This window comes from Paenibacillus sp. FSL H3-0329, assembly GCF_037963285.1.
Lineage (GTDB): Bacteria > Bacillota > Bacilli > Paenibacillales > Paenibacillaceae > Paenibacillus_AQ > Paenibacillus_AQ odorifer.
Window position 1 is genome coordinate 3,121,699 of record NZ_CP150150.1, and the last position, 24,616, is coordinate 3,146,314.

The 24,616-nt window shown below is 40.1% G+C and carries 28 protein-coding genes; 24 read left to right on the forward strand and 4 right to left on the reverse strand.

Going from position 1 to position 24,616, the window contains the following annotated elements; all coding sequences use genetic code 11:
- Position 1 precedes the first annotated feature (1 nt).
- The 4 genes from NSQ66_RS13745 to NSQ66_RS13760 all read left to right on the forward strand — a co-directional run bounded on the left by NSQ66_RS13745 (position 2) and on the right by NSQ66_RS13760 (position 3,904).
- On the forward strand, positions 2–1,162 hold the full coding sequence (locus NSQ66_RS13745) for a Gfo/Idh/MocA family oxidoreductase (protein WP_038570692.1): 1,161 nt from the start codon (positions 2–4) through the stop codon (positions 1,160–1,162).
- 25 nt (positions 1,163–1,187) lie between these two features.
- Entirely contained in the window at positions 1,188–1,910 is a 723-nt protein-coding gene (locus tag NSQ66_RS13750) for a ThuA domain-containing protein (RefSeq protein ID WP_076105575.1), read from the forward strand.
- Between the two features lie 20 nt (positions 1,911–1,930).
- Positions 1,931–3,034 (forward strand): Gfo/Idh/MocA family oxidoreductase, encoded by a 1,104-nt coding sequence (locus NSQ66_RS13755; RefSeq protein WP_076141693.1) that lies wholly within the window; start codon positions 1,931–1,933, stop codon positions 3,032–3,034.
- 75 nt (positions 3,035–3,109) lie between these two features.
- Entirely contained in the window at positions 3,110–3,904 is a 795-nt protein-coding gene (locus tag NSQ66_RS13760) for a hypothetical protein (RefSeq protein ID WP_076141692.1), read from the forward strand.
- 90 nt (positions 3,905–3,994) lie between these two features.
- Here NSQ66_RS13760 and NSQ66_RS13765 read toward each other — a convergent pair whose 3' ends face one another.
- Positions 3,995–4,816 carry a DUF2785 domain-containing protein gene (locus NSQ66_RS13765; RefSeq protein ID WP_076141691.1) on the reverse strand — a complete coding sequence of 274 codons (822 nt, stop codon included), beginning with the start codon at positions 4,814–4,816 and terminating at the stop codon, positions 3,995–3,997.
- Between the two features lie 28 nt (positions 4,817–4,844).
- A complete protein-coding gene (locus tag NSQ66_RS13770) occupies positions 4,845–5,729 on the reverse strand; it encodes an AraC family transcriptional regulator (protein WP_076105579.1) in 885 nt (294 codons plus the stop codon).
- Between the two features lie 124 nt (positions 5,730–5,853).
- Here NSQ66_RS13770 and NSQ66_RS13775 point away from each other — a divergent pair, with 124 nt between their 5' ends.
- From NSQ66_RS13775 to NSQ66_RS13785, 3 genes are read left to right on the forward strand one after another with little or no spacing between them, the layout of a single operon-like run.
- Complete coding sequence (locus NSQ66_RS13775) at positions 5,854–6,741, forward strand: sugar phosphate isomerase/epimerase family protein (RefSeq protein WP_038570709.1); 888 nt, start codon at positions 5,854–5,856, stop codon at positions 6,739–6,741.
- Between the two features lie 18 nt (positions 6,742–6,759).
- The gene (locus NSQ66_RS13780; RefSeq protein ID WP_076141690.1) at positions 6,760–7,791 is read left to right on the forward strand and encodes a Gfo/Idh/MocA family oxidoreductase; all 1,032 of its coding nucleotides are present in this window, start codon (positions 6,760–6,762) and stop codon (positions 7,789–7,791) included.
- Positions 7,792–7,832: 41 nt separating this feature from the next.
- A complete protein-coding gene (locus NSQ66_RS13785; RefSeq protein ID WP_076141703.1) occupies positions 7,833–8,306 on the forward strand; it encodes a GNAT family N-acetyltransferase in 474 nt (157 codons plus the stop codon).
- A 62-nt stretch (positions 8,307–8,368) separates the two neighbouring features.
- Here the strand turns inward: NSQ66_RS13785 and NSQ66_RS13790 are convergent, their stop codons facing one another.
- Positions 8,369–8,863, reverse strand: coding sequence for a hypothetical protein (locus NSQ66_RS13790; RefSeq protein ID WP_076105582.1), 495 nt, complete (start codon positions 8,861–8,863; stop codon positions 8,369–8,371).
- 170 nt (positions 8,864–9,033) lie between these two features.
- On the opposite strand from NSQ66_RS13790, the gene NSQ66_RS13795 reads away from it, so the two are divergent.
- The 9 genes from NSQ66_RS13795 (at position 9,034) to NSQ66_RS13835 (ending at position 15,019) form a co-directional block, all read left to right on the forward strand.
- The gene (locus tag NSQ66_RS13795; protein WP_076105583.1) at positions 9,034–9,900 is read left to right on the forward strand and encodes a S66 peptidase family protein; all 867 of its coding nucleotides are present in this window, start codon (positions 9,034–9,036) and stop codon (positions 9,898–9,900) included.
- 17 nt (positions 9,901–9,917) lie between these two features.
- A complete protein-coding gene (locus NSQ66_RS13800; RefSeq protein WP_036678282.1) occupies positions 9,918–10,490 on the forward strand; it encodes a DJ-1/PfpI family protein in 573 nt (190 codons plus the stop codon).
- Between the two features lie 31 nt (positions 10,491–10,521).
- On the forward strand, positions 10,522–11,028 hold the full coding sequence (locus tag NSQ66_RS13805; protein ID WP_036678279.1) for a DUF2569 domain-containing protein: 507 nt from the start codon (positions 10,522–10,524) through the stop codon (positions 11,026–11,028).
- Between the two features lie 27 nt (positions 11,029–11,055).
- Complete coding sequence (locus NSQ66_RS13810; RefSeq protein ID WP_076141689.1) at positions 11,056–11,583, forward strand: ClbS/DfsB family four-helix bundle protein; 528 nt, start codon at positions 11,056–11,058, stop codon at positions 11,581–11,583.
- A gap of 15 nt (positions 11,584–11,598) precedes the next feature.
- Positions 11,599–12,114, forward strand: a complete 516-nt coding sequence (locus NSQ66_RS13815) for a TlpA disulfide reductase family protein (RefSeq protein WP_051491011.1) — start codon at positions 11,599–11,601, stop codon at positions 12,112–12,114.
- A 166-nt stretch (positions 12,115–12,280) separates the two neighbouring features.
- Entirely contained in the window at positions 12,281–12,715 is a 435-nt protein-coding gene (locus NSQ66_RS13820; protein WP_176462545.1) for a hypothetical protein, read from the forward strand.
- 3 nt (positions 12,716–12,718) lie between these two features.
- On the forward strand, positions 12,719–13,762 hold the full coding sequence (locus tag NSQ66_RS13825; protein WP_036678270.1) for a serine hydrolase domain-containing protein: 1,044 nt from the start codon (positions 12,719–12,721) through the stop codon (positions 13,760–13,762).
- A gap of 94 nt (positions 13,763–13,856) precedes the next feature.
- The gene (locus tag NSQ66_RS13830; RefSeq protein ID WP_038570722.1) at positions 13,857–14,669 is read left to right on the forward strand and encodes a PhzF family phenazine biosynthesis isomerase; all 813 of its coding nucleotides are present in this window, start codon (positions 13,857–13,859) and stop codon (positions 14,667–14,669) included.
- A 134-nt stretch (positions 14,670–14,803) separates the two neighbouring features.
- Positions 14,804–15,019: a sulfurtransferase TusA family protein gene (locus NSQ66_RS13835; protein ID WP_036678264.1), complete on the forward strand. Its 216-nt coding sequence runs from the start codon at positions 14,804–14,806 to the stop codon at positions 15,017–15,019.
- Between the two features lie 2 nt (positions 15,020–15,021).
- Here the strand turns inward: NSQ66_RS13835 and NSQ66_RS13840 are convergent, their stop codons facing one another.
- On the reverse strand, positions 15,022–15,906 hold the full coding sequence (locus NSQ66_RS13840) for a LysR family transcriptional regulator (RefSeq protein WP_038570725.1): 885 nt from the start codon (positions 15,904–15,906) through the stop codon (positions 15,022–15,024).
- A 173-nt stretch (positions 15,907–16,079) separates the two neighbouring features.
- Here NSQ66_RS13840 and NSQ66_RS13845 point away from each other — a divergent pair, with 173 nt between their 5' ends.
- The 8 genes from NSQ66_RS13845 to NSQ66_RS13880 all read left to right on the forward strand — a co-directional run bounded on the left by NSQ66_RS13845 (position 16,080) and on the right by NSQ66_RS13880 (position 24,600).
- Positions 16,080–16,769: a YeeE/YedE thiosulfate transporter family protein gene (locus NSQ66_RS13845; RefSeq protein ID WP_036678259.1), complete on the forward strand. Its 690-nt coding sequence runs from the start codon at positions 16,080–16,082 to the stop codon at positions 16,767–16,769.
- A gap of 65 nt (positions 16,770–16,834) precedes the next feature.
- Positions 16,835–17,062 (forward strand): sulfurtransferase TusA family protein, encoded by a 228-nt coding sequence (locus tag NSQ66_RS13850; RefSeq protein WP_036678256.1) that lies wholly within the window; start codon positions 16,835–16,837, stop codon positions 17,060–17,062.
- Positions 17,063–17,084: 22 nt separating this feature from the next.
- Positions 17,085–17,645, forward strand: coding sequence for a YeeE/YedE thiosulfate transporter family protein (locus NSQ66_RS13855; RefSeq protein ID WP_232061338.1), 561 nt, complete (start codon positions 17,085–17,087; stop codon positions 17,643–17,645).
- 84 nt (positions 17,646–17,729) lie between these two features.
- A complete protein-coding gene (locus tag NSQ66_RS13860) occupies positions 17,730–18,950 on the forward strand; it encodes an FAD-dependent oxidoreductase (RefSeq protein ID WP_038570727.1) in 1,221 nt (406 codons plus the stop codon).
- Between the two features lie 244 nt (positions 18,951–19,194).
- Entirely contained in the window at positions 19,195–20,163 is a 969-nt protein-coding gene (locus NSQ66_RS13865; RefSeq protein ID WP_036678250.1) for an ABC transporter permease subunit, read from the forward strand.
- A gap of 29 nt (positions 20,164–20,192) precedes the next feature.
- Positions 20,193–21,089, forward strand: coding sequence for a carbohydrate ABC transporter permease (locus tag NSQ66_RS13870; RefSeq protein WP_036678249.1), 897 nt, complete (start codon positions 20,193–20,195; stop codon positions 21,087–21,089).
- Positions 21,090–21,161: 72 nt separating this feature from the next.
- A complete protein-coding gene (locus tag NSQ66_RS13875) occupies positions 21,162–22,847 on the forward strand; it encodes an extracellular solute-binding protein (RefSeq protein WP_170914248.1) in 1,686 nt (561 codons plus the stop codon).
- A 172-nt stretch (positions 22,848–23,019) separates the two neighbouring features.
- A complete protein-coding gene (locus NSQ66_RS13880) occupies positions 23,020–24,600 on the forward strand; it encodes a response regulator (protein WP_036678246.1) in 1,581 nt (526 codons plus the stop codon).
- Positions 24,601–24,616: the final 16 nt, after the last annotated feature.

A 24,616-nucleotide genomic window follows, 5' to 3' on the forward strand; every position in this document is an offset into this window, starting at 1 on the left:
GATGAAACAGCTTCGCATTGGAATGATCGGTTATAAATTTATGGGTAAAGCCCACAGTAATGCTTATCGCAGTTTGCCTATGTTTTTCCCGAAAGCGCTTAAACCGGAAATGTCTGTAATCTGTGGACGTAATAGTGAAGCGCTTGAAGAAGCTGCATCGCAGTTAGGCTGGGCGGATTGTGTTACGGATTGGAAGGATCTGATCGCTCGAGAGGATATTGATCTTATAGATATTAATGCTCCCAGCAACGCGCACAAGGAGATAGCTTTGGCAGCAGCCAAAGCAGGTAAACATATTTTTTGTGAAAAACCACTTGCGCTGACCTTGGCAGATTCCCGTGAAATGCTGCAAGCTGCTGAAGACGCGGGAGTTACACATATGGTTGGTTTTAATTATCGCTTTTCTCCGGCAGTTCGACTGGCTAAGAAGCTCATAGAGAGTGGGCGTCTGGGAAAGATTTATCATTTTCGGGCTTGGTTTCTACAAGATTGGATAATAGATCCGGATTTCCCTTTAGTATGGAGACTGCAGAAGGATATCGCCGGTTCAGGTTCGCATGGAGATTTGGGGGCGCATCTTATAGATTTGGCTCATTTCTTAGTAGGCGATATGAAGGAAGTAATCGGCATGAGCGAGACCTTCATAAAAGAGCGTCCGCTTGCCGCTGAAATGACTGGTTTAAGCGCTAAAGGAGATAAAGATGCACCCAAGGGTAAGGTTACCGTTGACGATGCCACCTTGTTTTTAGCCCGTTTTGATAATGGTGCTCTGGGCAGCTTTGAAGCTACAAGATTCGCAGCGGGTCATCGCTCTACCAATTCTTTTGAGATCAATGGGAGTCTTGGTAGTGTGAAATTCGACTTCGAACGTATGAATGAATTAGAAGTTTATTTGACCTCGGATGCCGAGGATGTACAAGGTTTTCGCCGTGTGCTGGCGACCGATCCTGCTCATGAGTATGCAGAGGCTTGGTGGCCGCCTGGTCATACGATTGGTTTTGAACATACGTTTATTCACGAAATGCTGGAGCTTTCTAACGCAATTGAAGAAGGTCGTCAGCCAGAACCAAATTTCAATGATGGAGTGAAATGCCAAGCGGTGTTAGAGGCTGTAGAACGTTCTATTGATGAACGCCGTTGGGTCGATTTATCCGAAATGTAATCTAACCTTAGAAGGAGTGCTGAAAATGAGAAAAGCATTGATTGTTTGGGGCGGTTGGGATGGTCATGAGCCTGAGCAGGTAGCTGATATAATCGCTAAAATGTTGCAAGAGGAACAGTTTGAAGTTGAAGTATCAAATACTCTGGAGGCTTTTGCTGATGCAGATAAGCTTCTTGGACTAGATTTGATCGTGCCGGTATGGACAATGGGCACAATCGAGCAGGAACTTGTGAATAATGTCTCAGCAGCTGTACAGCATGGAACAGGTCTTGCCGGTTGCCATGGCGGGATGTGTGATTCTTTTCGTAATAATGTAGATTGGCAGTTTATGACGGGTGGACAATGGGTAGCTCATCCTGGTAATGACGGCGTTAACTATACCGTAGAGATTTGTCAAAGCTCAAGTCCTCTGGTAGAAGGATTAGAAGATTTCAGCATTTGCTCAGAGCAATATTATCTTCATGTAGATCCAGCTGTTGAAGTTCTTGCTACGACTCGTTTTCCAGTAGTTGAAGGGCCTCATTCGTATAATAAGGCTGTTGATATGCCAGTAGCTTGGACAAAACGTTGGGGCTTGGGCAGAGTTTATTATAATTCACTCGGGCATCATGCGGACATTGTAGATCAGCCGCAAGTGCGTGAAATGATGCGCAGAGGATTAATATGGGCAGCTGAAGGTAAAGCGCAGGCATTGTCCAATGTTATGGAGGTTAGTAATAGCTATAGTGGAATGGCAGACAGTCAATAAATTCTGGGAGCGATCAGCGAATGGATAAAGTCAAAGTTGGTATTATTGGATGCGGTAAAATCAGTAGTATCTATATGGAGAACTGTCAAAAGTTTGAGATCCTTGATCTAGTTGCATGTGCGGATTTAGATTTGGTAAGAGCACAAGAACAAGCGGATAAATACAATATTCCAAACGTCTATACCACAGAACAATTACTGAATGATCCAGAGATAGAAATCGTAATCAACTTAACGATACCAGCTGTTCATGCGGAAGTATGCCTGAAAGCTATTGAAGCGGGTAAACATGTATACGTTGAGAAACCTCTAGCTGTGACGAGAGAAGAAGGACGCAAAGTTCTGACTGCGGCGCGGGAAAAGGGAGTACTTGTGGGCAGTGCACCGGAGACGTTCTTCGGAGCGGGAATTCAAACGGTTTTGAAGCTGATAGATGAAGGAGTAATTGGCGAACCTGTTGCAGCTACTTCGTTTATGCTGGGCCGTGGACATGAGCATTGGCATCCAGATCCGGAATTTTATTATGCCGCTGGTGGAGGTCCAATGTTCGATATGGGTCCTTACTATTTGACGGCTTTGGTGCAGCTGCTGGGTCCTATTCATACGGTTAGCGGAATGACTGGGAAAGCGCTGGAAGAACGTACGATTACAAGCGAGAAGAAATTTGGGAATAAAATTCCTGTTCAAATTCCAACTCACGTAGCCGGAACCTTGCGATTTGAAAATGGTGCCATTGCAACGTTGATTACAAGCTTTGATATCTTTGGCGGGAGCAACCTGCCGCATATAGAAATCTACGGAACGCTAGGAACGATTCAAGTTCCAGACCCGAATAACTTTGGGGGTCCCGTGAAACTCCGGCTTATGGGTGAGAATGAGTGGACGGAACAGCCGTTGTTGTCCGGGTATGATCAGAATACCCGCGGGATTGGACCAGCAGATATGGCTTACGCCATTCGAACGGGTAGAGGGCATCGTGCCAGTGGAGAACTGGCTTATCACGTATTAGAAGCAATGTGGGCTTTCCATGATTCTTCTGATGCTCATTCATTCTACGAAATGGAAAGCACCTGCACTCGTCCTGCGGCACTTCCAATCGGTCTTGCTCCTTACACTTTGGATTAGAGAATTCTTCCTGAATCTGCAACCTATCACTTCCGGTCTTCGTTTGAGAAGATGAAGAGTGGAGGTGTTAATAGGATGCGTAAGATAATTATTGGTTGGATATGGATTCCCGTTGTTATTTTGTTAATCAGTGGCTGTTCAGAGGCTCAACAAGCGAATAAGGAGCCGGTTCCTACTCCTGTAATTAGTTCAGAACCACAAATTCTAGCTTCTAAGAACCCTGCAATGGATGATCCAGGCGAGGTTAAGACTTTCTTATCTGCTCAGAAGATTCCTAACGGAGATATTTATCTGCAAGATAACAAGGTTCATATTAATATTGTAGGTTTGAACTCGGAGATTGAGCAGAGCTTTGCTCAGGCTTTCACTGCAGGTACTTATGAGCTTCATGATGTGAAATATACAATGCAAGAGTTATTAGCTGCTCAAGAATTGTTGCATGAACAAGAACTCTACCAGAAGCTGAATCTCTACGGCTCTGGTGTAGATACGATTGGCAATAAAGTAACTATTACCATTCCGTCTGATGATGCGGAAGCAGCCAAGCTTGAAATTGAAAAGTGGATCGATCCAGAGATGTTGACCTATGATATTTCAGAAATAGGTGATCCACATGTAGTGGGTACAATCGTTGAGATCGACACTAAACAGGCAAAGCGGATACTAATCCTTGAACCTGGAAACGAAGATCCATCTTACTGGTTCACAATCAATGCGAAATCTGAAATGTTTAATGAAGCTGGAGAGACCATCAGCTTTAAGGATTTGCAGGTTGGACAGCTGGTTAAGTTATGGAATACAGGGATGGTGCTGGAATCTTTTCCCGCGCTTGCGAGTGTGCGGAGAATGGAGCTAGCAGTTACTGAATAATCTAATAGACCCGTCAACAGGTAGCAAGTGCTCCACGCATTTGAACAGTAGATGGAAAGTGAGGGTGCTCTAACCCTCACTTTTTCTTAATTAGGAATAGTATACTTTTTCTACTTTGTATAATGTATGCTCGATTGTTGGACAGAGATTGGCATCTACTTTGTAATATTTAACTCGAAAATATAAACTTTTCAAAAAATTCTTTATATTATTTTTTTGTTTAAAGGCAGGAAGAAATTCTGGAGTTTTCTCCACATCACCAAAACTTCGAATCCATTGCTCTACATAAGTCTGACTAAGCATTTTTCTATCTAAAACACTCATTAAGGATCTTACCATTCGCTCATCTTCCCCATCGGAGTATATTCGATCTGTTATGGTCATCTTTTCGTAAACCAAATCGAGGATAGTTATAAGGTCATTTTTATCCAGTTCTGAACATTGAGCCAATTCATCTAAAGTATCTGCTGCATGGGCTATGGCATGAGCCCAGCCTTTTTCTTCGTCATACCCCCGGTAATCGCGCTCATTTTGCACACTGCAAAATACCTTCTCCTTTATCTGATGAATTTGCTCTCTTGAGAGAAATGGTGATTCTTTATGCCTCATGAAGAGGAGTGGGATGACTAGCATAGAGAAAGATCTGGTAAAGACAGAGTCTGCATTGGTTTCGCCAAGCTTAAAATGCAAATGGTTTTTATCCAAGATAACGGGTATAAGGTGCTCCAGTTCGTTTGTAGTTAGAGCATTACCTGGGATCCAATGTGATAAGGTTGTATAAATTAGCTCATCCCGTAGTTGGGCATCTAAAGAACCAATGTTATTTATCATTTCTTGTACCAACTGGATTGTATCGGGAGGTGCTTGGTAATCATTTTCTTTTATGCATATCAGCGTTTCTTTTAAATTCATTTTACATGCTCCTATTTTCCAGTGTGAATTATTTTCTAATACCGGATGGTGTAGTTCCTTTATATTGCTTAAACAGCTTGGTAAAATAATTAGGATTGTCGCAGCCCACTCGTCCAGCAATCTCCGTTACAGTAAAATCTGTCTCCAGCAGCAGTCGTTCTGCTTCATTTACGCGGCAAAGATTAACATAATCGATGAAGGTTCGGCCGGTGAGCTTCTTAAAAGTTTTGCAGAAATGGTATGGATTTAGATTAACGGATCTCGCGGCGCTTTCAATAGTCATTTTCTCATCAAAGTGGTTCTCCATATACTCCAGCAGTGGCTTAAAACGCTCACGATTGAAGGAATGACGTTCATTTGTTCTGCCAGAAACCCGCTCAGGCAAAAAGGTACGGGAGAGCAATACAAAAAGCAGATGAAGTTGATTTTTGATGATTAGCTGAAATGCAGGACCTTTCTGATGCACTTCATCCACGATAGTGTCTAGAAGAGAGTAATAAGTAGAACAGGTTGGAACAAGTGCTGCTGGTTTAACTGGTAGCTGATATCGATTTTCCAAATAGGGAGCTACGAACTGCTCATGTTGAGGATCTTGCTTCCAATCTTTAAATAAAGAACTATGAAATACGACGGATATAAATCGGACATGATCATCCCGCAGACTATATCCAACGTGCAAACCTCCAGAAGGAACAAACAAAACCTCTCCGGGATGCAGTTCGTAGGGCTTGCTGTCAATGTGGAAAATGGCGCTGCCTGCTTGCATGATAATGATTTCGAAATGCTCATGCCAGTGTAGAAAAAGGATGTTCTGGCCGATTTTCGCATGTCTGCATTCATTAAAAAACAATCGAAATGGATAGGTGCTTCCTTCTAATTGAGGGTATTCTTTAAGATCATTAGGATAGCTCAATATTTATTCAACTCCCACAATATACGACTATATAAACACAATATAATAAGAGTTTTAAGCTTAAATGCAGTATATACTCGGGTTATAGAACTTACTATAAACCAATATTGGAGTGGTACACAAGATGAAGGATACAATGCGTATAGGCACATTAGTTGGTGGCGGAGATGCTGTTAGAGTGATTCCGCAAATCGTAGGTCATGGCTTCGAATCTTTTAGCTTAACCTTCTGGCAGACTACAGGTGAAACAGATCTTGTGGAAACTGGTAAGCGTGTGCAAGAACTTGCGGCAAAACATGATTTTGTGATTTCATCGGTTGGCATCTTTGGCAATCCTTTGACGAATACTGGTGACAATTCCGATGCATTAGCGAGCTGGGAACGGCTTATTGATCATGCTCATGTATTTGGTACTGATATGGTATCAGGGTTCACGGGACGACTACCAGGAGTGTCCATTGATGAATCGATTCCGAAGTTTACCGAGGTATTTGGTGAGCTGACAAAAAGAGCAGCAGATCGCGGGGTACGAATTGCCTTCGAGAACTGTTCCATGGATGGCAATTGGACTTCAGGGGACTGGAATATCGCTCATCATCCAATAGCCTGGGAAAAGATGTTTAACGCTGTACCTGCTGACAATATGGGACTTGAATGGGAGCCCTGCCATCAGATGGTGCAGCTGATTGATCCGATTCCACAGCTGCGCAAATGGACAGATAAGATCTTCCATGTACACGGCAAGGATGCCACCATCGCTTGGGATATTGTAAAAGAATATGGAATCCACGGCCCAAAACCTTATGTATGGCACCGTACTCCGGGTTTTGGTGATACGAACTGGACGGATGTTATTTCCATTTTGCGTCAGGCTGGTTATAAAGGTACCATTGATATTGAAGGTTGGCATGATCCTGTCTATCGGGATGAGCTGGAAATGATGGGTCAAGTACATGCCTTGAATTATTTAAAACAATGCCGCGGGGGCAGCTTTGTGCCTAATCCGCTTTAATAAGTCAGGGGGAGAAATATGACAGCACAGTACCGTGTAGCGGTTGCAGGTTGCGGAGGAATGGCTAACGCATGGATTGAATACGCTTTATTGCGTCCAGATACTAAGATCGTTGCTCTAGTAGATATAAGGTTGGAGTCGGCTGAGGCGATGGCTGCGAAGCATGGGATTTCATGTCTGACGTTTACGGATATTAAGCAGGCAATTCAGGAGACCGCAGCAAATCTCGTCTTTGACGTTACCGTTCCCGGAAGTCATTTCAATATTTCTAGTACTGCATTGGAACTTGGGTGTAATGTGTTTAGTGAGAAACCGTTAGCTGAGACTATGGAGGAATGTAATAAGATTGTTGAGATCTCGGAACGGACTGGAAATGCTCATGCTGTGATGCAGAACCGCCGTTATGATCCTCGAATTCGTTCTTTAAGAAAAATCATAGAATCAGGAACCATAGGAAGAACAGGATTTATCGGTGCAAGCTTTTTCCTTGGGGCCCATTTCGGGGGATTCCGTGATGTTATGAAAAGTCCGCTGCTGTTGGATATGGCAATTCATACCTTCGACCAGGCCCGGTTTATTAATGGCGCGAACCCTGTGTCCGTATACTGTCAGGAGTTTAATCCTCCCGGTTCATGGTATGAGGGGAATGCGTCGGCAGTGTGCATTTTCGAGATGTCCGACGGTTCAATATTTACCTATCAGGGATCTTGGTGTGCAGAAGGTGCATCCACGTCATGGGAAGCTTCTTGGCGGGTTAACGGGGAGAAAGGAACAGCAATCTGGGATGGTCATGAGCTGCCATATGCTGAGGTAGTTACTGCAGGAGATCAGAGCGATAAGTTCATTCGTGACGTAAAGCGTATAAATGGAGATAATGTTGAGATGAATAAAACATTCCATCACGGGTGTTTGGATGAGATGTTCTTGTCATTGGCAGAGCAACGTCCTGCAGAGACGAATTGTAGAGATAATCGGTATAGTATGGCAATGGTGTTCGGAGCGCTGGAAAGTGCTGAATCTGGCCGGAAAATCGATCTAGTGGAGTTCTGAGATTGACTTCTGTTACTACAATCGCCAGCAAGGAGATTAAAATGGATATTAGAGCTTACCGAGAATCGGATCTTAGTCAAATTGTCTCATTGTTCTACGAAACAGTTCATTCCGTAAACAAACAAGACTATTCACAGGAACAGCTAGATGCTTGGGCACCTAAAGAGGAAGAGGTACTTAAGCATAATACTTGGAGAGCTTCTTTGCGTCAAAATATCACTTATGTAGCCGAAATTGATAATATTATTGTGGGCTTTTCTGATATGACAGCAGATGGACATTTGGATCGATTATATGTTCACAAAGATTACCAAGGATTAGGTATAGCCTCTGCATTGGTGAGTAAGCTTGAATTGAAAGCGAAAGAACTGGGTCTTTATGAAATGGATGCCGAAGCAAGCATCACTGCTAAACCTTTTTTTGAACGACGGGGATACCAGCTTATTGCGAAACAAAGTGTAGAACGAAAAGGTGTTCTGTTGGTCAATTATAGGATGAGTAAAAAAATAATGTAATTCAAAAAAGCAGGTTGCTCATTAGAGCAGTCTGCTTTTTGTGATAAGAAGGATATTCAAATTCACCCATCAATCAAGTTCATTAATGCTACAGTATCAAATCGATCCCCTTGCACTAACCATTTACCGTCCACATCAAAGAGAGTCAATATACCTTCCAAAGGCACACGTTTACTTTCTTTGTCATCCTTATCCAATAAGACAAGATCCACCGTATATTTTAACTCGATAATATCTTTTTTTTGTTCGGAAAGGTTAAATTTTAGGTTTTCCGGTTTTAAAGAAAGCTTTTGTTTATCAGCGATTTTAATTGGGATAGTTGTAATTCGGCTCGCTATAGCCTTTTCAGTAAAGTATTCTGTAAAATACGGTTTCATCTCTTCATTTCGCGCAAGAATGGATTCATCAGACATTAAATCCTCAGAAGCCTTGACGGTATATTCTACATTTTTATATTTCTCTGCGGCTTTAGTGGCATCATCTACCTCTGAACTACATCCGATAATTAACGCAAGAGATAATAATATCATACTCAATATCAACGGTGATTTACGCATTAGTACACCCCCAATGTATTTGATCTTGCATTATTATACTTATATTACCATGTTGTGGTTTCATAATTTCAAGAAGAAAATGATTCAACTCCCTAAATATGGTATGGTGTAAATATGATCGTAAATTTGCGGTGATTAAACTAAAAAGTAGAATCGAAAGGATTATTAAAATGAACACATCCTTAAAATTCACACACGGGAATAAAGTAGGACTGATTGCTTGTTCAGATGGTGTGAGAGTAGAGAACCTACCTAAAGTAGAGGAATTAAAAAAAGTTTTGCATTCATTTGGACTCCATGTAGTGGTGGCTAATACTTTGTTTAGAAAAGATGGTTATTTCAGTGGAAATCCAAAGGAAAGGGCAGCGGAGCTGAATCAACTATTTAAAAATACTGAAATTAGCGCGATATTCGATATTTCAGGTGGGGATTCTGCCAACCAAATCTTAGAGTACATAGACTACGAAAGTATCCGTATGAACCCCAAACCCTTTTTTGGAATGAGTGATTTGTCAGTTATTTTGAACGCTTTATTTACGCAAAATAATTCGAAATCCTATCATTATCAGTTGATGAATTTAGTGTCTTCTGATGGGGCAGAGCAGCAGAGGGCTTTTTATCGAACATTCTTCGAGGGGCAAAACGATCTTTACGATTTCCGGTATCATTGGGTCCGTGGTAACCAGATGAGCGGGATAGTAATCGGAGGGAATATTCGCTGCTTTTTGAAGCTGGCAGGGACAAGCTATTTTCCGGATCCTTCGGACAAAATATTATTGTTGGAGAGTTTAAGTGGCAGAGCTAACAAAATAGTCTCCTTTTTTGCTCAGCTCCAGCAATTGAAATATTTTGATGCTTGTGCTGGATTGATTCTAGGGTCATTTTCAGAACTAGAGAACTTTAATGAATTTCCGATAGTAGAAGCGTATGTGAAGGAAATTAGCCATTCCACCTCCATTCCTATCATAAAGACAGCTGAGATTGGGCATGGCAGTAACAGTAAGTGTATTGTTGTGGGCGATAAAATCACTTTGTAAAAAAGGTGGAGTGTGCGATGGGCAAAATTCTTTGCTTCATATCTGATGATTTTGCGGATTTTGAGATTACCTTGGCACTACATAAGATTAGAAATGTTGGAAAAAAAGAAGTGTTATCCGTAGGATACAGTTATGAATCTGTAGTTAGCGAATCTGGTCTGACTTATCAACCTGATTTGGTCCTCAAAGAAGCAGTTAAGCTTAATGATATTGAAGGGCTAATTATTCCCGGAGGTCCGATTGTAAATCAAAAACAGGATTTAACTGATCTGATAAACCATCTTGATCGAGAAGAGAAGATGCTGGCAGCCATATGTCATGGACCACAGTATTTAGGACGAGCGGGCATTTTAGACCATTGTAAATTCACTACTTCGTGTTCAGTGGAAAGAATCAGTAAACTTAATGTAGAGGATCCATTTCCAAGAGACAATTATGTTGATAAGAGAGTAGTTAGAGATGAACATATCATTACTGCTAAAGGCCGTGCATTTGTTGATTTTTCATTTGAAATCTTTGATTATTTAGGGATTTATCAGGATCTAGATGAAGAAAAAGAACAATTGTTTAGGGATATTATGGATAAATAGCAGTGATAGATGATAAACAGGGAGAGTTGACGTGGAAACTAATTTAAACGAAAAGAAAAATGATTATAAACCATTAGGGATATCAGGACTTGGGGGATGGTTGATTCTTGTACAAATCGGTCTTTATGGGACGATTATCATTCAGTTGATGCAGCTTTTTCAGGATTCTTTTACAGCATTTGATGCCGATATCTGGACTGCTTTTACTTCTAAAGGTTCGGATTTCTATCATCCCTTGTGGGGATTTATAATTGTTTTTGAAACCACTTTCAATATAGCTATATTAGCGTTTAGTGTATATATTCTAATTAATTTCTACAGAAAAAAAGCATTTTTACCACGGTTATTGATTATTTTCTATATTGCAATCCCTGTAGTAGGAATCATTGATGTTGTACTTCTTTATCAAATTCCTCTTGCCAGAGAACTTGGAAATGGAGATTCACTCAAAAGGATCATTAGGTCAGCGTTTACTTGTGCAATTTGGACTGCATATTTATTGAAATCAGAGCGAGTACATAATACATTTGTAAAGTAATTTAATAAAGTGATTTAAAGGAGGGGTATGATGTCAACCGATTATCTATCAAAAGAAGAATTGAAAGATGCGATTCATATTGCCTATCAGTCTCTTGATCAAGAATTTGACGGCATTGAGAACTCCCAAAGAGACAATCGTATGGAAGGGGTTGATCGAACCCCAGCAGAAATCATTGCTTATCAATTGGGCTGGTTGAATCTTGTTATGAAATGGGATAAGGATGAAAAAGCAGGGTTAACCGTTATTACACCTTCACCGGATTATAAATGGAATCAACTTGGCGGATTATATCAATCGTTTTATCATACATATGCTGCCTACTCATTAGACGAGTTAAGATCTTTATTTCAAGAGACAGAACATCAGTGGCAGAACTGGATTGATTCTTTAAGTGATGAAGAACTTTTTACGCAAGGCGTGCGGAAATGGACAGGAAACAATCCAAGATGGCCTATGGTCAAATGGATTCATATTAATTCAGTAGCACCGTTTAAGACTTTTCGTTCTAAGATTCGCAAATGGAAAAAACTTAATGTAACTAAGGAAGTATAAAAGGACGGATTATTTTTGAAGAAAATATCTATTATTGTAAGTACATTTATATTTTTGATTGCATTAAGCTCGATTATATTTGTCGTGGTAAACAACTCTGCAAAACCCATTAAAAGTCCTGAGAACATTGAACTAAAAGAGTTGGCGAATGGAAACAAAATACAAGTGGACTTCTCGAAGAAACCCACTGTATTCGTATTTTTCACCTCATGGTGTCCATATTGTAATGACGATGCTCCTAAGATTGTCTCATTGTATGAGAAATATAAAAATAGAGTGAACATATACGGAATCAATTTGCTTTATCAAGATGATCTTTCTGATGTAGAACAATACGTGGCGAATTACAACATTAAGTATCCCGTTCTCCTAGATGAAACAGGTGATCTCCATAAACAATTTGGTGAACAAGCTTTTCCTGCGTTGTTTTTTATAAACTCTGATGGCAAGGTTATGGATCAAATTATTGGCTCGACTGATTTTGACGCAATTGAGAGCTCGTTTAAGATTTTCATTAAAAACTATGATTAGTGTGAGATATATGAAATCAAAGAAACCCATAATCATCTTCGCATTTCTTTCATTTTTGCTTCTCACAACAACGATACTTTTGAACGATTTCGAACAATCGAGGGAGAGAGTTACTGAGTTCTTCGAAGATTTAAAAGACCAATCGAATCCAAGCTAGGAGGTTGAGATGAAGAAATTCATTATTGTAATTCTAGCTATAATTGCTTTATCGCCATTACATGCGGTCTCCGCGGATTGGGCCGGTTCGTTTGTTGTTTATTCAGGTGACATCTACGAAATATCAGATGATGAACTCATCCCCTCGGAAGAAATCGATAAGAAGATAGGGCATGTAACTAAATATTCCGATGAGGAAGGAACGTACAGGGGGAATTTCTCGAATATTTATCCTAAAGGTACGCCCTACTATTCAATTATCAATACCGATCCAAAAGATTTTATTGCTATTAAGACCCAAGAGGGTATCTTTGTAAAAGCTTATAATAAAGGCCATTATCCCAATGATGAATTGGTTGAAAAAACGATTTGGATGTATTTCTTATTGGGAACATCGGTTATTGTCTTATTAATTATTTGGATAATGAAGCGGAGGAAAGGATGATCTATGACAACTAATACATCACAAAAGATAGAACAAGCCTTCAAAAAAACGATAAGCTCACGTCACATTCACGAAGGCGTCCTATACATTGAGAATACAGATGGCGACTACTCCTATAATATTGGATATGGGGAGAAGAATATAGACTCACCTTTGCTAATGGCCAGCATCACCAAGCTGTTTACCACCACCTGTATTTTGGCCCTACAAGAGCGAGGTAAACTGTCGTTGGATGACAAGGTTACACAGTATTTTGATAACGCTGTGTTAAGTGGTCTTCATGTCTTTGGTGGTAATGATTATTCGTTTGACCTGACAATATCCGATTTATTGTTTCAGGTTAGTGGCTTGCCAGATGTATTTGAAGAAGGAAAAGAGAATGACAAGCGTCGTGCGATTAAGGAGGATTATTATATTACCTTCGAGGAACAGATTGCATTAATTAAAAAATTGAAGCCTCATTTTATGCCTCGTACCAAACGAAAAGCATATTATGCTGATATAAATTTTGATTTACTAGGTGAAATCATTGAGAAGGTAGAGCAGTCAACATTAGCAGAAGTCTATAAGCGGTTCATATTTGATCCCCTGTCACTCGTAAGTACATATCTCCCTGAAGGTGACAACGATTTTGTACCGAATATCTTTTATCAAAATAAATCAATTAACCGTTCCAAATTTATTAGGAGTTGTCGTGCGAGTGGAGGATGTATCACCACAGCTCGTGAATTAATGATATTTATCAAAGCTTTCTTTGGTGGGATGCTATTTAAAAATGAGTTGTTTAAGATGCTATCGGCTTCTAATAAACTTCAATTATCGATGGGACCTATTTACTATAGCAGCGGCTATATGAGAATTCCTTTGGATGGCTTGTCCACGCTTTACATGGGGAAAGGTGAGTTACTAGGGCACTCCGGTTCAACAGGTTCGTTTGCCTTTTTTTATCCTATTAAAAATTTATTCATTGTGGGGGATCTAAACCAGATGGGTAATCCTGCACTCCCCATTAGGCTATCAATGAAACTTGCTATGATGATGAAATAAAAAATAGTGAACGCCAAGAGTTAGGATATTCACTGCTGAATTATTATACTCAGTCATCCAACCTTCATAAATCTTTAATAAAGGAGACGTACCAGTGAACAACATCAAAGTGCTTCATTATGATGCGTTTTCTCCTTATCCGAACAAAGGAAATCCAGCTGGTGTAGTATTAGATGCGGCTCATTTGAGCGAAAGTGACATGCAATCGATAGCTCATAAGGTCGGTTTTAATGAAACAGTTTTTGTAGTCTCATTGGATGTAGCTGATTTAAGGCTTAAGTATTTTACGCCAGGCCATGAGATCAATCTTTGTGGGCATGCAACTATGGCTTCTTTATTTGCTTTAAAAACAAAGGGTATCCTTGGAGAGGCAAGCTCGGTAAAGATCGAAACAAACGTGGGTGTGCTCCCCATTCAATTCAGTATGGACAACAATAATCACTTACTAATAAAAATGAAGCAAGATCATCCCGAGTTTATTGAATTTGACGGTGATAGAGCTAAGCTTGCCCATGCTTTAGGCTTAACAGTTGACGAATTTGATGAGGATATGCCGATTGTTTATGGCTGTACTGGCGCATGGACTCTATTAGTTCCAATTAAGAGTATAGATAGCTTTAATAAAATGAAACCGATAAACGAGTTGTTTCCGGAGAATTTCTCATCGCCTTTTTCGGGAACCGTTGAAGATCCAGTAACAGGTACAGCATCGGGAGTTATGGGGGCTTATTATTTAAAATATATTAATCCGCACATGGACTCAATCCAATTTGATGTAGAACAAGGACAAGAAATCGGTAGAGATGGGAAAGTAAATGTAGAAGTGTACCGACTAGATTCTGATAGAATGGATGTGTTTATTTCTGGAACTGCGGTGTTTGTGGGGGAGGTAGATTTAGGGAAATGATAAAATATACTCACTTGGAGTGTACGGAGTCTTAGTGATACCCAGTTAGAAGAGTTACATCAACTCCTTTTGTGAAGAAAATAATGCTGGGTCATTATTAGAACTTTAATGATCTATGGAATGGAGGTAACCTCATGATTGAAATTGATTGTCTGGGAGAAATCTGCCCAGTACCAGTAATGATGTTAAAAAAACATCAAAAAGCCATTCAAAATGGCGAAAAGGTGATGCTGGTTACTGATCATAGCTGTGCAAAAGTTTCCATCACGGATTACTGTCGTGGTTCAAATTTGAAATGCTCCATTCAAGAAGTCATTAATGGGGTATGGGAGATTACGATTGAGCTATAAGTTCAACATAATGTATCAATCAATGTCTTTTCTATATAACGAATTAATTGTTTCGTATCATTGTCACAACGCTGATTGTGTTTTTTTACCATGTAGACATCGTTATTTACCTGGAACTGATCAATATGAATAATCTTGAGTTGTTTACTATACAACTCTTTTTTTATGGACATATAAGGCAGAAAGGCGACACCATGTCCTCTAATTGCTGCAAGCTTTACCGCCTCAAGGGAGTCCAAATTAAACAGTATATTTAGTTTAAGCTCCCCTGCAGATATGTTGTTCAAAGCCCTTTGCACACAATGAAGCTGTGAGGACCAGATTAACGGATATTTAGGGAGCTCATTCAGTGTGATTTTATCAGGACATACGGTCGTACTGCTTGCCACTAACATAACTTGATCAGAAAACACCATATTGGAGCATAATTCAGATTTCGGGGAAGGCCCGGAAATAAAGCCAACATCACCTTCTTCAAGAAGCAAACGTTCCTCTACTAGTGACGATGCCCCTTCGTTTAGAGTGATATGGCAATTGGGAAAATGTTTTTTTACCTCATATAAGGTACAGGGCAGGGCATAATTACAGACTTCTGGAATCGCATAAATAGACAGCTCATGCTGTGTTGGCTGTAAATGATTGATTTCTGTGACCATATCATCATATAATTTACAGATTTGCTCCGCATACTTCTCCGCTATAATCCCTGCTTCTGTAAGGCTGGCCCCTTTATTACTTCTCACAAAAAGCTCAGAACCCAGGGTATTCTCCCAGGATTTCAACTGCTGACTAAGTGCGGATTGGGTGATATGAGATTTCTGAGCGGCTTTAGATATACTTTTTAACGAAGCAATATCTAAAAATAATTTAAGCGTTTCCATATTCATACTTATTCCTCCTGTTGCCCGCTGTTAGTGCACACTATAGCATACTTGATTACGCTCCATCTGTGCCATTAGTAACACTTATACAGCATAAAGAAAGCAGATAACCACAGCTCAAATAAGTATGTTACTATTTTCACATAGTCAATTACATAAAACGATGGAGGTGTTAGACTATGGGGCAAACCGTAAGTCCCGAAACGAAATCAACCCGAACCAGAGCTCCTAGAAAACCTAAAAAGAGTCAGTTGCCCATCGCGTTGCTGGTTACAGTTCTCATTATTGGGTTTGGTTTTTTCCTAGACCATTCCCACGATAAAATGGTTGTCTACCTGCTTTTCGGTATTTCGTTTGGCGTTATTTTGCAAAGATCACGATTCTGCTTTACTGCATCACTTAGAGATCCATGTATTACAGGCAGCACATCGGTAACAAGAGCTGTACTGATAGCATTTTCTCTCGCTACGATCGGATTTACAGCCATTAAGTATCCAGCGTTCCTGGAAGGTAAACCGATTCCTGGGATGGACAATGTGGGTCAAATCAGTTTTGCTTTGATAATTGGCGCTGTATTATTTGGAATTGGCATGGTTATTGCAGGTGGTTGCGCTTCGGGTACATTGATGCGTGTAGGTGAAGGGTTCACAATGCAGATGCTGTCGCTTGTATTTTTTATCATTGGTTCACTTTGGGGATCACATGATATGGGTTGGTGGAGAGCTAACGTTATAAAGGATGCACCAACAGTATTTTTACCAGACGTCTTTGGTTGGCTTGGAGCACTAGTTGTTCAGTTCCTGATCATTCTTCTGTTGTACATCGCTGCAGTTAAATGGCAAGAGAAAAAGATGGGAAGCGCAGATTAGTATAAGTTATTACGTGAATATTTTCACTATTGGTATTTCAAAAAAATATAAAGGTGGTTTTTAAGATGGCTGAATTTACACTTGATTGCATGGGAGAAGCTTGTCCGGTACCGTTAATGAGAACAGAAAAGAAGATGACTGAACTAAATGTTGGAGACGTTTTAGTTGTTGCTATTGATCATAGTTGCGCAATGAAAAACGTACCAGAATGGGCGAGAAAACAGGGACATAATGTGGAAATCGAAGAGGTCGATGATGGCGAGTGGGAAGTTGTTATTGAGAAGGTAAAATAGGATCGCTGAGTAGGAAAGGACGGTGAATGAAACGGTGAACGAATTCTGGTTGAAGATATCGTCTAACCGCTTTTACAAGCAATTGCTCAAAGAACCGTTTACTTATGTAACTGGAGCTGTACTTCTGGCTGTGTTCGCTACAGCACATCTGGCTGTTTTCTCAAAAGGATGGGGAGTAACCAGCGCCTTCGCGGACTGGGGAGCTTGGGCGTATCGACTGGTAGGAGGAAATGTAGATAACTGGGCTTACTTTAGTACGGAGAAAGCTCAAAAAACATTATCTTCCGGATTTTTAAATGATGGTGGGTCCATTCGAAATGTAGGGATTATCTTAGGTGCATTAGCAGCGACATTGTTTGCTTCCGAGTTCAAGCTTAAGAAAATTAAGTCCAAAAAGCAGGTAGTGGCGGCTGTACTTGGTGGGTTGCTCATGGGGTACGGAGCTAGACTGGCTAATGGATGTAATATAGGTGCATTATTTACGGCTATAGCTTCTTTATCGCTTTCAGGCTGGATTTTTGGATTGTTCCTGCTGGTTGGTGCATTTATAGGCAGTAAATTATTAGCCAAATTCTTTATGTAAAAGTGAAATAGGCTGAGCTTATAGTGCTGACGAGAGTCAGCCTATTTTATTGAAATCAAAATCTACACAGGAGGGACAATTGAAATGGAAAAGAAGACAGAACAGTATGATGTCGTCATTATCGGTGGCGGGGCTGCTGGATTAACAGCAGGGATCTATTGTGGACGAGCAAAATTGAAGACACTCCTTTTGGAAAAATCGCTGGTAGGCGGTCTTGCGACTTATACTAATGAAATAGAAAATTATCCTGGTTTTCCTGAAGGAACGACCGGAACAGACCTTATGGGATTATTTCATAAACAAGCCAAAAAATTTGGTGTTGATTTCAAAATGACAGATGTCAAATCTGTCTCGGTAGTAGAAGACATTAAAGTAGTGGAGACCTTTCGGGTACGATATGAGTGTAAAGTCATTATCATAGCCAGTGGAGGAAAACCAAGAATTACAGGTGCAGCTAATGAAGATATGTTCTTATATGATAAAGGGATTTCCTTCTGTGCAACCTGTGACGCTGCGGCAAATACGGGGAAGACAGTTATGGTCGTTGGCAGTGGTGATGCAGCTATTGAGGAAGGGATGTTTCTAACTAAGTTTGCTGATAAAGTGATCGTATCTGTCATGCATGATCATGGGAAAATGGATTGTAATGAAATTGCCAAAACGCAGGCACTAGAAAACCCTAAAATGGAATTCATGTGGAATACGGTGGTAAGTTCTTTCGAAGGTGAGGAACGTTTGAATTCCGTCGTCCTGAAAAATTTAAAATCTAATGAACTGCAAAACGTAAAGGTCGATTCATGTTTCTTATTTATTGGATACACCCCGAACACAGAAATCTTATCAGGTGTAGTAGATTTGAATCGAAATGGTTATGTATTTATTAATGAGAAAATGGAAACGAATATCCCTGGTGTTTTTGCAGCGGGAGATGTGTGCGATAAGTTTCTTAAACAAGTTGCTACTGCTGTTGGCGATGGTGCCATTGCAGGGTACGGTGCAGAGAAGTATATATCTGAATGTGAGGTTTATGAGCATCAAATTCTAAATCAAGGTAAATCATCCGTTGTTTATTTATGGAATGCCACAGATCCTTCCTGTCGGGAGTTATTGCCTCTAATTGAAGGATTTGAGCAATCCCATTCGGATGTCAGGGTCACAAAGGTAGATGTATATAAGTCACCCGGACTTGCTGCCAAGCTAAGAATAGATTCAGTTCCTTCTATTGTTTATCTGGATAATGGGAAGGTCCAAAAAGTAATTACTGAAAAGATAAATGAAGAAATACTGAGTACTCTTGCTAATTAAGGAGAAAGTCAAAGACACATGCAGATGTTATCTCTGTATGTGTCTTTTTTTATTCAAGCTTAAGGAATATGAGACGAGCTAATGCAAGAGAGTGTCAAAGTATCAATAATAGTTGTTTTGTCATATATTTTTGAAAGCGCTTAAACCTTATGATTATTTTATAAATGTTGCAACTATAGCGGAGGGAGAAAGGACATTAATTATCTGTACATATCTTCAAAATCATCACAAGGAGGATTCACCTATGGCGAACGCAAGCGTCGCACCAGACAAGAGATCCGGACCGAATCTCAACAAGCAACGAACTAGCGGGATCAGACGCTTTTTTAAGCAAATAGATCTACAGCTTATGGTATTACCAGCACTTGTTCTAGTTTTTATTTTTGCCTATATCCCCATGTATGGGATTCTAATTGCATTCCAGGATTACAAGTTAGGGAATAGTTTTATTAGCAGTGACTGGGTTGGCTTTAAGCACTTTATTTACTTTTTTAATGCACCTGAATTTGAAGTGGTTATGAAAAATACAATCATCATCAGCTTACTGAAATTTTGTTTTGGATTTCCTGCACCGATTATTTTGGCGTTAATGCTGAACGAAGTTCGTAAGATGTTCTTTAAACGGGTTATTCAGACCGTTACATATTTGCCTCACTTCTTATCTTGGGTAGTTATCGGCTCAATGGTTACCTCGATGTTATCTGTAGATAACGGCAGTATAAATATGCTGCTTGAGAAATTGAAATTTATTGATGAACCGATCAACTTCCTTTCCATGACTGAATATTTCTGGGGCATTTTAGTTACAACCAATGTATGGAAAGAAATTGGATTTGCTTCAATCGTCTATTTAGCTGCCATTGCTGGTATTGACCCGCATTTATATGAAGCGGCTTCGATGGATGGTGCAAGTCGGTTTAAACAGATATATTTGATTACGTTGCCTTCAATTATGCCAGTTGTAATCATCTTTATGATTTTGGCAATCGGTAATCTGGTGAATGCAGGATTCGAAGATATTTTGATCCTAGCTTCTAATCCAGCACTACGAGAAGTGTCAGATTCAGTTGATGTATATGTTGTACGTGTCGGTATAGACAATTTCAGGTACTCCTATGCGACTGCTATCGGATTGTTCAAGGCCGTGATCAGCGTGACATTACTTACCTTTGCCAACTTCATTGCCAGAAGAGCAGGGAACAGCTTGTGGTAATGAATTACTCAATATAGGGGGACCAAACTATGAAACGTATTAATATAGGAGATCGAATATTTATAGGATTCATATATGTATTCTTGACTTTACTGGCATTTTCCGCCTTTTATCCATTTTGGAATTCACTTGTTATTTCCTTTAATGAGGGGATGGATACTTCGAAAGGCGGAGTTACTTTCTGGGTCCGTGAGTTCACGCTTGAGAATTATAAGATCGTTTTTGAAGATTCCCGTCTAATGGGTGGATTCGTCATTGCTACATTGCGGACGGTAATCGGTACAGTAACAGCGATACTGGCCACTTCGATATTCGCTTATGGAATGTCGAAGCGTGAACTGATGGGTCGCAAATACTACATGATTATGTGTATCATTACTATGTATTTCGGTGGGGGACTCATTCCGTCATACATGCTTATCAGAAGTTTAGGTCTCTTCAACTCATTTTGGGTGTTTATTATTCCTGCACTGGTCAGCGTATGGAATATGATCATATTCCGGACCTTCTTTCAAGGTCTTCCACAAGGTTTAGAGGAGTCAGCAAAGATTGACGGTTGCGGGTATTGGGGGACTTTTGTCCGCATCGTACTTCCTTTGTCGGGGCCAGTTATAGCAACATTATCTTTGTTCACAGCAGTAAATCACTGGAATGAGTGGTTCGTAGCGAGTATTTACATTACGAAAGAGGAGTTAATGCCGATTCAGACCATCTTAAGACAGATACTGTTCTCTAATATTGCTTCAGAACAGCTGTCTAATGTAGATGCAAGCTCCATTGCTCATATTAACTCGGCTAAGAAAATAACCTCGAAGTCATTAACGATGGCTACGATTATGGTTGCAACCATTCCGATTGTATGTGTGTATCCATTCCTACAAAGATTCTTCGTTAAAGGGGTCTTGGTCGGATCATTAAAAGAGTAGGATGATAGAATGAGATTGGGTTTAGAGCGTATTGCTTTGAACATAGATTACAAATTGAAAGGGGAAAATACATTGAAGACTAAGAGAAAGATGCTTCTCGGTATGATGTCTACCTTGCTATTAACGACTTTGGTGGCGGGTTGTAGTGGCAACAATTCAAGCGCTCCAGCGGCAACTGCTGAACCAGAGAAAGAAGGAGGAACAGCGGTCAACACAGCAACTGAAGCTCCCGCGGCTGATTTGTATGAATTAGGGAAAGAACCGCTTGAAGTCTCATTCTACGGAAATTACGGCTGGTATCAAATGCCGAAATGGGGCAAAGATGCTGCTTCTAAATGGATTTTAGATAATCTGAAGATTAATGTCACAGGAATTAGCTCTGGTGGTAATAACGCTCAAAAGCTGCAAACGATGATCGTTGGTAACGAGCTGCCGGATATTGTGTGGACCGAGAAAGGTGCTGACGTAGAACGTCTTCGCCAAGCGGATATGCTAGTTCCTTTAGATGAATATATTGATAAATATCCAAACTTTAAGAAATACCTAACATCTGGACATTTGGAATTACTTCGTTCCCCTGATGGGAAGATTTATCAGCTGCCGAATTATTATACAACTCAACCAAACGGAAATGCCGGTTATGCTATTAATAAGAAGATTTACAAAGAGCTTGGTTCTCCTAAGCTAGAAACGACAGATGATTTGTATGCATATTTAAATGCTGTTAAGGCGAAGTTCCCTGACGTTATTCCGTTCGAGACAGGCTTAGCGAGAGATGGTAACGGAATTGACCAGTTATTTTCCTCTTTTAAAGAGAATAATCTGTCGTATACTAGAATATACGCCGTACCTGATGGCGACAAAATGGGTTCGATATACAAGGATGAAGGATTCCGTGAGTCTGTTGTATTTGCTGCTAAATTAATGCGTGAGAAGCTAATGACGCAGGATGCGAATACACAAACAGAAGATCAAATTAGAGAGAAAGCGATGAATGGCAAGTTTGCTGTTATTGCGACTTTTGATCCAATGAAATTGCTCGCCACTGCTGATGAAGAGATGAAGAAGACGGATCCAGAAGCTGGTTATATGTTTATTAAACCGATTTACAAAGCTGGTTTGGATCAAAGTAAGATTACTCCAGGAACGTACAATCAGTTAGGTTGGAACGTTGCTACAATCACTAAAAACGCTAAAAATCCAGAGGCTGTATTCGCTATGCTTGACTGGATGACAGGACCAGAAGGTTCTATGGTTCTTAACTGGGGTCCTCCAGGACCAGATGGTTATTGGGATGGATTTGAAGCAGATGGACTTACTCCTAAATTTAATAAAGATAAGTATCTGAATGAGCCAGAAGCTCTGTCCGAAATTAGCGGAAAAGCCGGTGACTTGGTATGGGTAGGTAATACAGTTTTCTTGGATAATACAAAGAAAATGATGTTGCAAACCCTTCCAGCTGACAAGATTGACTTTAGTAACCGTTGGCAGATGGAAGTAACTTGGGCTTCACAAGGTGACTTTACGGAGTTCCTGAATTGGGATCCGGCTCCAGACAGTGAAGAAGGTATTATTAGACAAAGTGTCAGAGATATCTGGTTAACAGCAAGAGCAAAATCTATGTATGCGAAGACTGATGCAGAAGCATTAGCAATTCTTGATAAAGCACATGAAGATTCTATCAAGGTTGGCTATGAGAAATTCCTCGATTATGTAACAAAAGTATGGACAGAAAATAAGAAAGCTTTAGGTAAATAATAATTTGTAATACGAAGGTTTGCTATTTAGCGAGCCTTCGTTTTTACGTCCCATTTCTAGTGCTCATTGCTTTATAAGCTGTTAGGTAAGAGAATGAATGGTATACTGAAAAAGATTGGTTAGTAGAATTCAGCAGGTTGGTTTAAAAACATTTCAAAGGAGGATTGTGTTGATGTACAACGTATTATTAGTAGACGATGAGATGCTTGATCTTGAAGGCATGAGACAATTCATTCCTTGGAATGAACTGGGTATGCAGGTCGTGGAGGCAGCGAATAACGCGTTTACCGCATGCGATATTTTAGAACAGCATGTTATTGATATTATTGTTAGTGATGTGAATATGCCGAATATGTCGGGTCTAGAGCTGGCTCGGATTGCCATAGAGAAAAAAAACGATATACGTGTGATTTTTGTAAGCGGTTACCAGGATTTCAGTTATGTGAAACAGGCGCTTTCGCTAAAAGCGTATAGCTATGTCCTTAAACCAATGGATGACAAGGAACTTATTGCTGCACTTCAGAAAGTTAAGCAGGATTTAGATGATGAAAGTAAACGGCGTGACGTTGAAGAAGCTTATCAGCATATGATTCCTATGGCCAAAAATGATTTGTTGATCCGCTTGTTTGAAGGGGAATGGGAGGGGGATACTCAAGCTGGAATGTTGAAGCTTATGAAATCCTACGGTCTGGATAAGCTGGAATGGCCTATACGTGTGGCGGTCTTGGAGCTGGACTATTTCAACTGGTTTCAAGAACAGGATAATCTAACTAAACATCTAATGTCCAAGGACTTTCTATATGAAGTGAATACAATTGCTCAGAAGCACGGGATGCCTCATTGCTATAAGGTATCGTCTTATCGAATCGCGTTGTTGATTAACGAACAGGAGATGGAGAGGTTTATTGAAGAAATTTATGACTCGATTCGTACAAAATTTCCTGTCACTATGACCGTAGGTGTAGGGAAGCCTACATTTGCTATGGAACAGGTCCACACCTCCTATCGGCAAGCTATGGAAGCCGTTGACGGAAAGATGTTTCTTGGCAAAGGCAAACTTATTATGTATGAAACGGTTAGCAGCGAACCTGGAATGATTGATGCCCGTACGTTGGATACCCGTATGGATACGCTTTTTAAAGCGATGAAAGAATATGAGTTAGTCCTTATTTATGATGAGATCGATAAGCTGTTCAGATCCGTGAGTAGTCTAAGATCTAAATTTACGATTCATAATCTAGCCATGTATATTATATGGAAGCTGGATCAGCAGTTGAAGGAGGTTAGCGAGGATTTATTTGAAATCTTAGGTATGGAGTTACATAGTTTAGATATTTTGCTTCAATTCGATACGATCAGTGATATACGCTCTTGGCTTGTACTCAAAACGTTTGAAATATCCGAGTACCTACGAAGCAAAACAGAGTCAGTGAACAATAAACTGATTAGAGAAATTATGCAAATGATGAAGGATAAGATGAGCGAGAATTTTACGTTAAAGGATATTGCACAGCAGTTCTCTTTCTCACCCAACTATTTGGGATATCTATTTAAAGAGGAAACTGGGAAAACGTTCAGCGAAGTACTCATTCAGCTGCGAATGGAACAAGCAGGCAAGCTTTTGAAAGATCCGAAGTGTAAAATCTATGAAATCGCGAGCCAGGTAGGTTACCGTTATCTTCCTTACTTCAGCAGACAGTTCAAAGAAGCCTATGGTATGACACCTATGGAGTATCGTAAGCGGGAGAAGTGATGGGGGATGATGTTGC

Bases quoted from the DNA above. Each gene is read 5' to 3' on its own strand.
- NSQ66_RS13745 (WP_038570692.1), top strand. From the start codon at position 2: ATGAAACAGCTTCGCATTGGAATGATCGGTTATAAATTTATGGGTAAA.
- NSQ66_RS13750 (WP_076105575.1), top strand. From the start codon at position 1,188: ATGAGAAAAGCATTGATTGTTTGGGGCGGTTGGGATGGTCATGAGCCT.
- NSQ66_RS13755 (WP_076141693.1), top strand. From the start codon at position 1,931: ATGGATAAAGTCAAAGTTGGTATTATTGGATGCGGTAAAATCAGTAGT.
- NSQ66_RS13760 (WP_076141692.1), top strand. From the start codon at position 3,110: ATGCGTAAGATAATTATTGGTTGGATATGGATTCCCGTTGTTATTTTG.
- NSQ66_RS13765 (WP_076141691.1), bottom strand. From the start codon at position 4,816: ATGAATTTAAAAGAAACGCTGATATGCATAAAAGAAAATGATTACCAA.
- NSQ66_RS13775 (WP_038570709.1), top strand. From the start codon at position 5,854: ATGAAGGATACAATGCGTATAGGCACATTAGTTGGTGGCGGAGATGCT.
- NSQ66_RS13780 (WP_076141690.1), top strand. From the start codon at position 6,760: ATGACAGCACAGTACCGTGTAGCGGTTGCAGGTTGCGGAGGAATGGCT.
- NSQ66_RS13785 (WP_076141703.1), top strand. From the start codon at position 7,833: ATGGATATTAGAGCTTACCGAGAATCGGATCTTAGTCAAATTGTCTCA.
- NSQ66_RS13790 (WP_076105582.1), bottom strand. From the start codon at position 8,863: ATGCGTAAATCACCGTTGATATTGAGTATGATATTATTATCTCTTGCG.
- NSQ66_RS13795 (WP_076105583.1), top strand. From the start codon at position 9,034: ATGAACACATCCTTAAAATTCACACACGGGAATAAAGTAGGACTGATT.
- NSQ66_RS13800 (WP_036678282.1), top strand. From the start codon at position 9,918: ATGGGCAAAATTCTTTGCTTCATATCTGATGATTTTGCGGATTTTGAG.
- NSQ66_RS13810 (WP_076141689.1), top strand. From the start codon at position 11,056: ATGATGTCAACCGATTATCTATCAAAAGAAGAATTGAAAGATGCGATT.
- NSQ66_RS13820 (WP_176462545.1), top strand. From the start codon at position 12,281: ATGAAGAAATTCATTATTGTAATTCTAGCTATAATTGCTTTATCGCCA.
- NSQ66_RS13825 (WP_036678270.1), top strand. From the start codon at position 12,719: ATGACAACTAATACATCACAAAAGATAGAACAAGCCTTCAAAAAAACG.
- NSQ66_RS13835 (WP_036678264.1), top strand. From the start codon at position 14,804: ATGATTGAAATTGATTGTCTGGGAGAAATCTGCCCAGTACCAGTAATG.
- NSQ66_RS13840 (WP_038570725.1), bottom strand. From the start codon at position 15,906: ATGAATATGGAAACGCTTAAATTATTTTTAGATATTGCTTCGTTAAAA.
- NSQ66_RS13845 (WP_036678259.1), top strand. From the start codon at position 16,080: ATGGGGCAAACCGTAAGTCCCGAAACGAAATCAACCCGAACCAGAGCT.
- NSQ66_RS13850 (WP_036678256.1), top strand. From the start codon at position 16,835: ATGGCTGAATTTACACTTGATTGCATGGGAGAAGCTTGTCCGGTACCG.
- NSQ66_RS13860 (WP_038570727.1), top strand. From the start codon at position 17,730: ATGGAAAAGAAGACAGAACAGTATGATGTCGTCATTATCGGTGGCGGG.
- NSQ66_RS13865 (WP_036678250.1), top strand. From the start codon at position 19,195: ATGGCGAACGCAAGCGTCGCACCAGACAAGAGATCCGGACCGAATCTC.
- NSQ66_RS13870 (WP_036678249.1), top strand. From the start codon at position 20,193: ATGAAACGTATTAATATAGGAGATCGAATATTTATAGGATTCATATAT.
- NSQ66_RS13880 (WP_036678246.1), top strand. From the start codon at position 23,020: ATGTACAACGTATTATTAGTAGACGATGAGATGCTTGATCTTGAAGGC.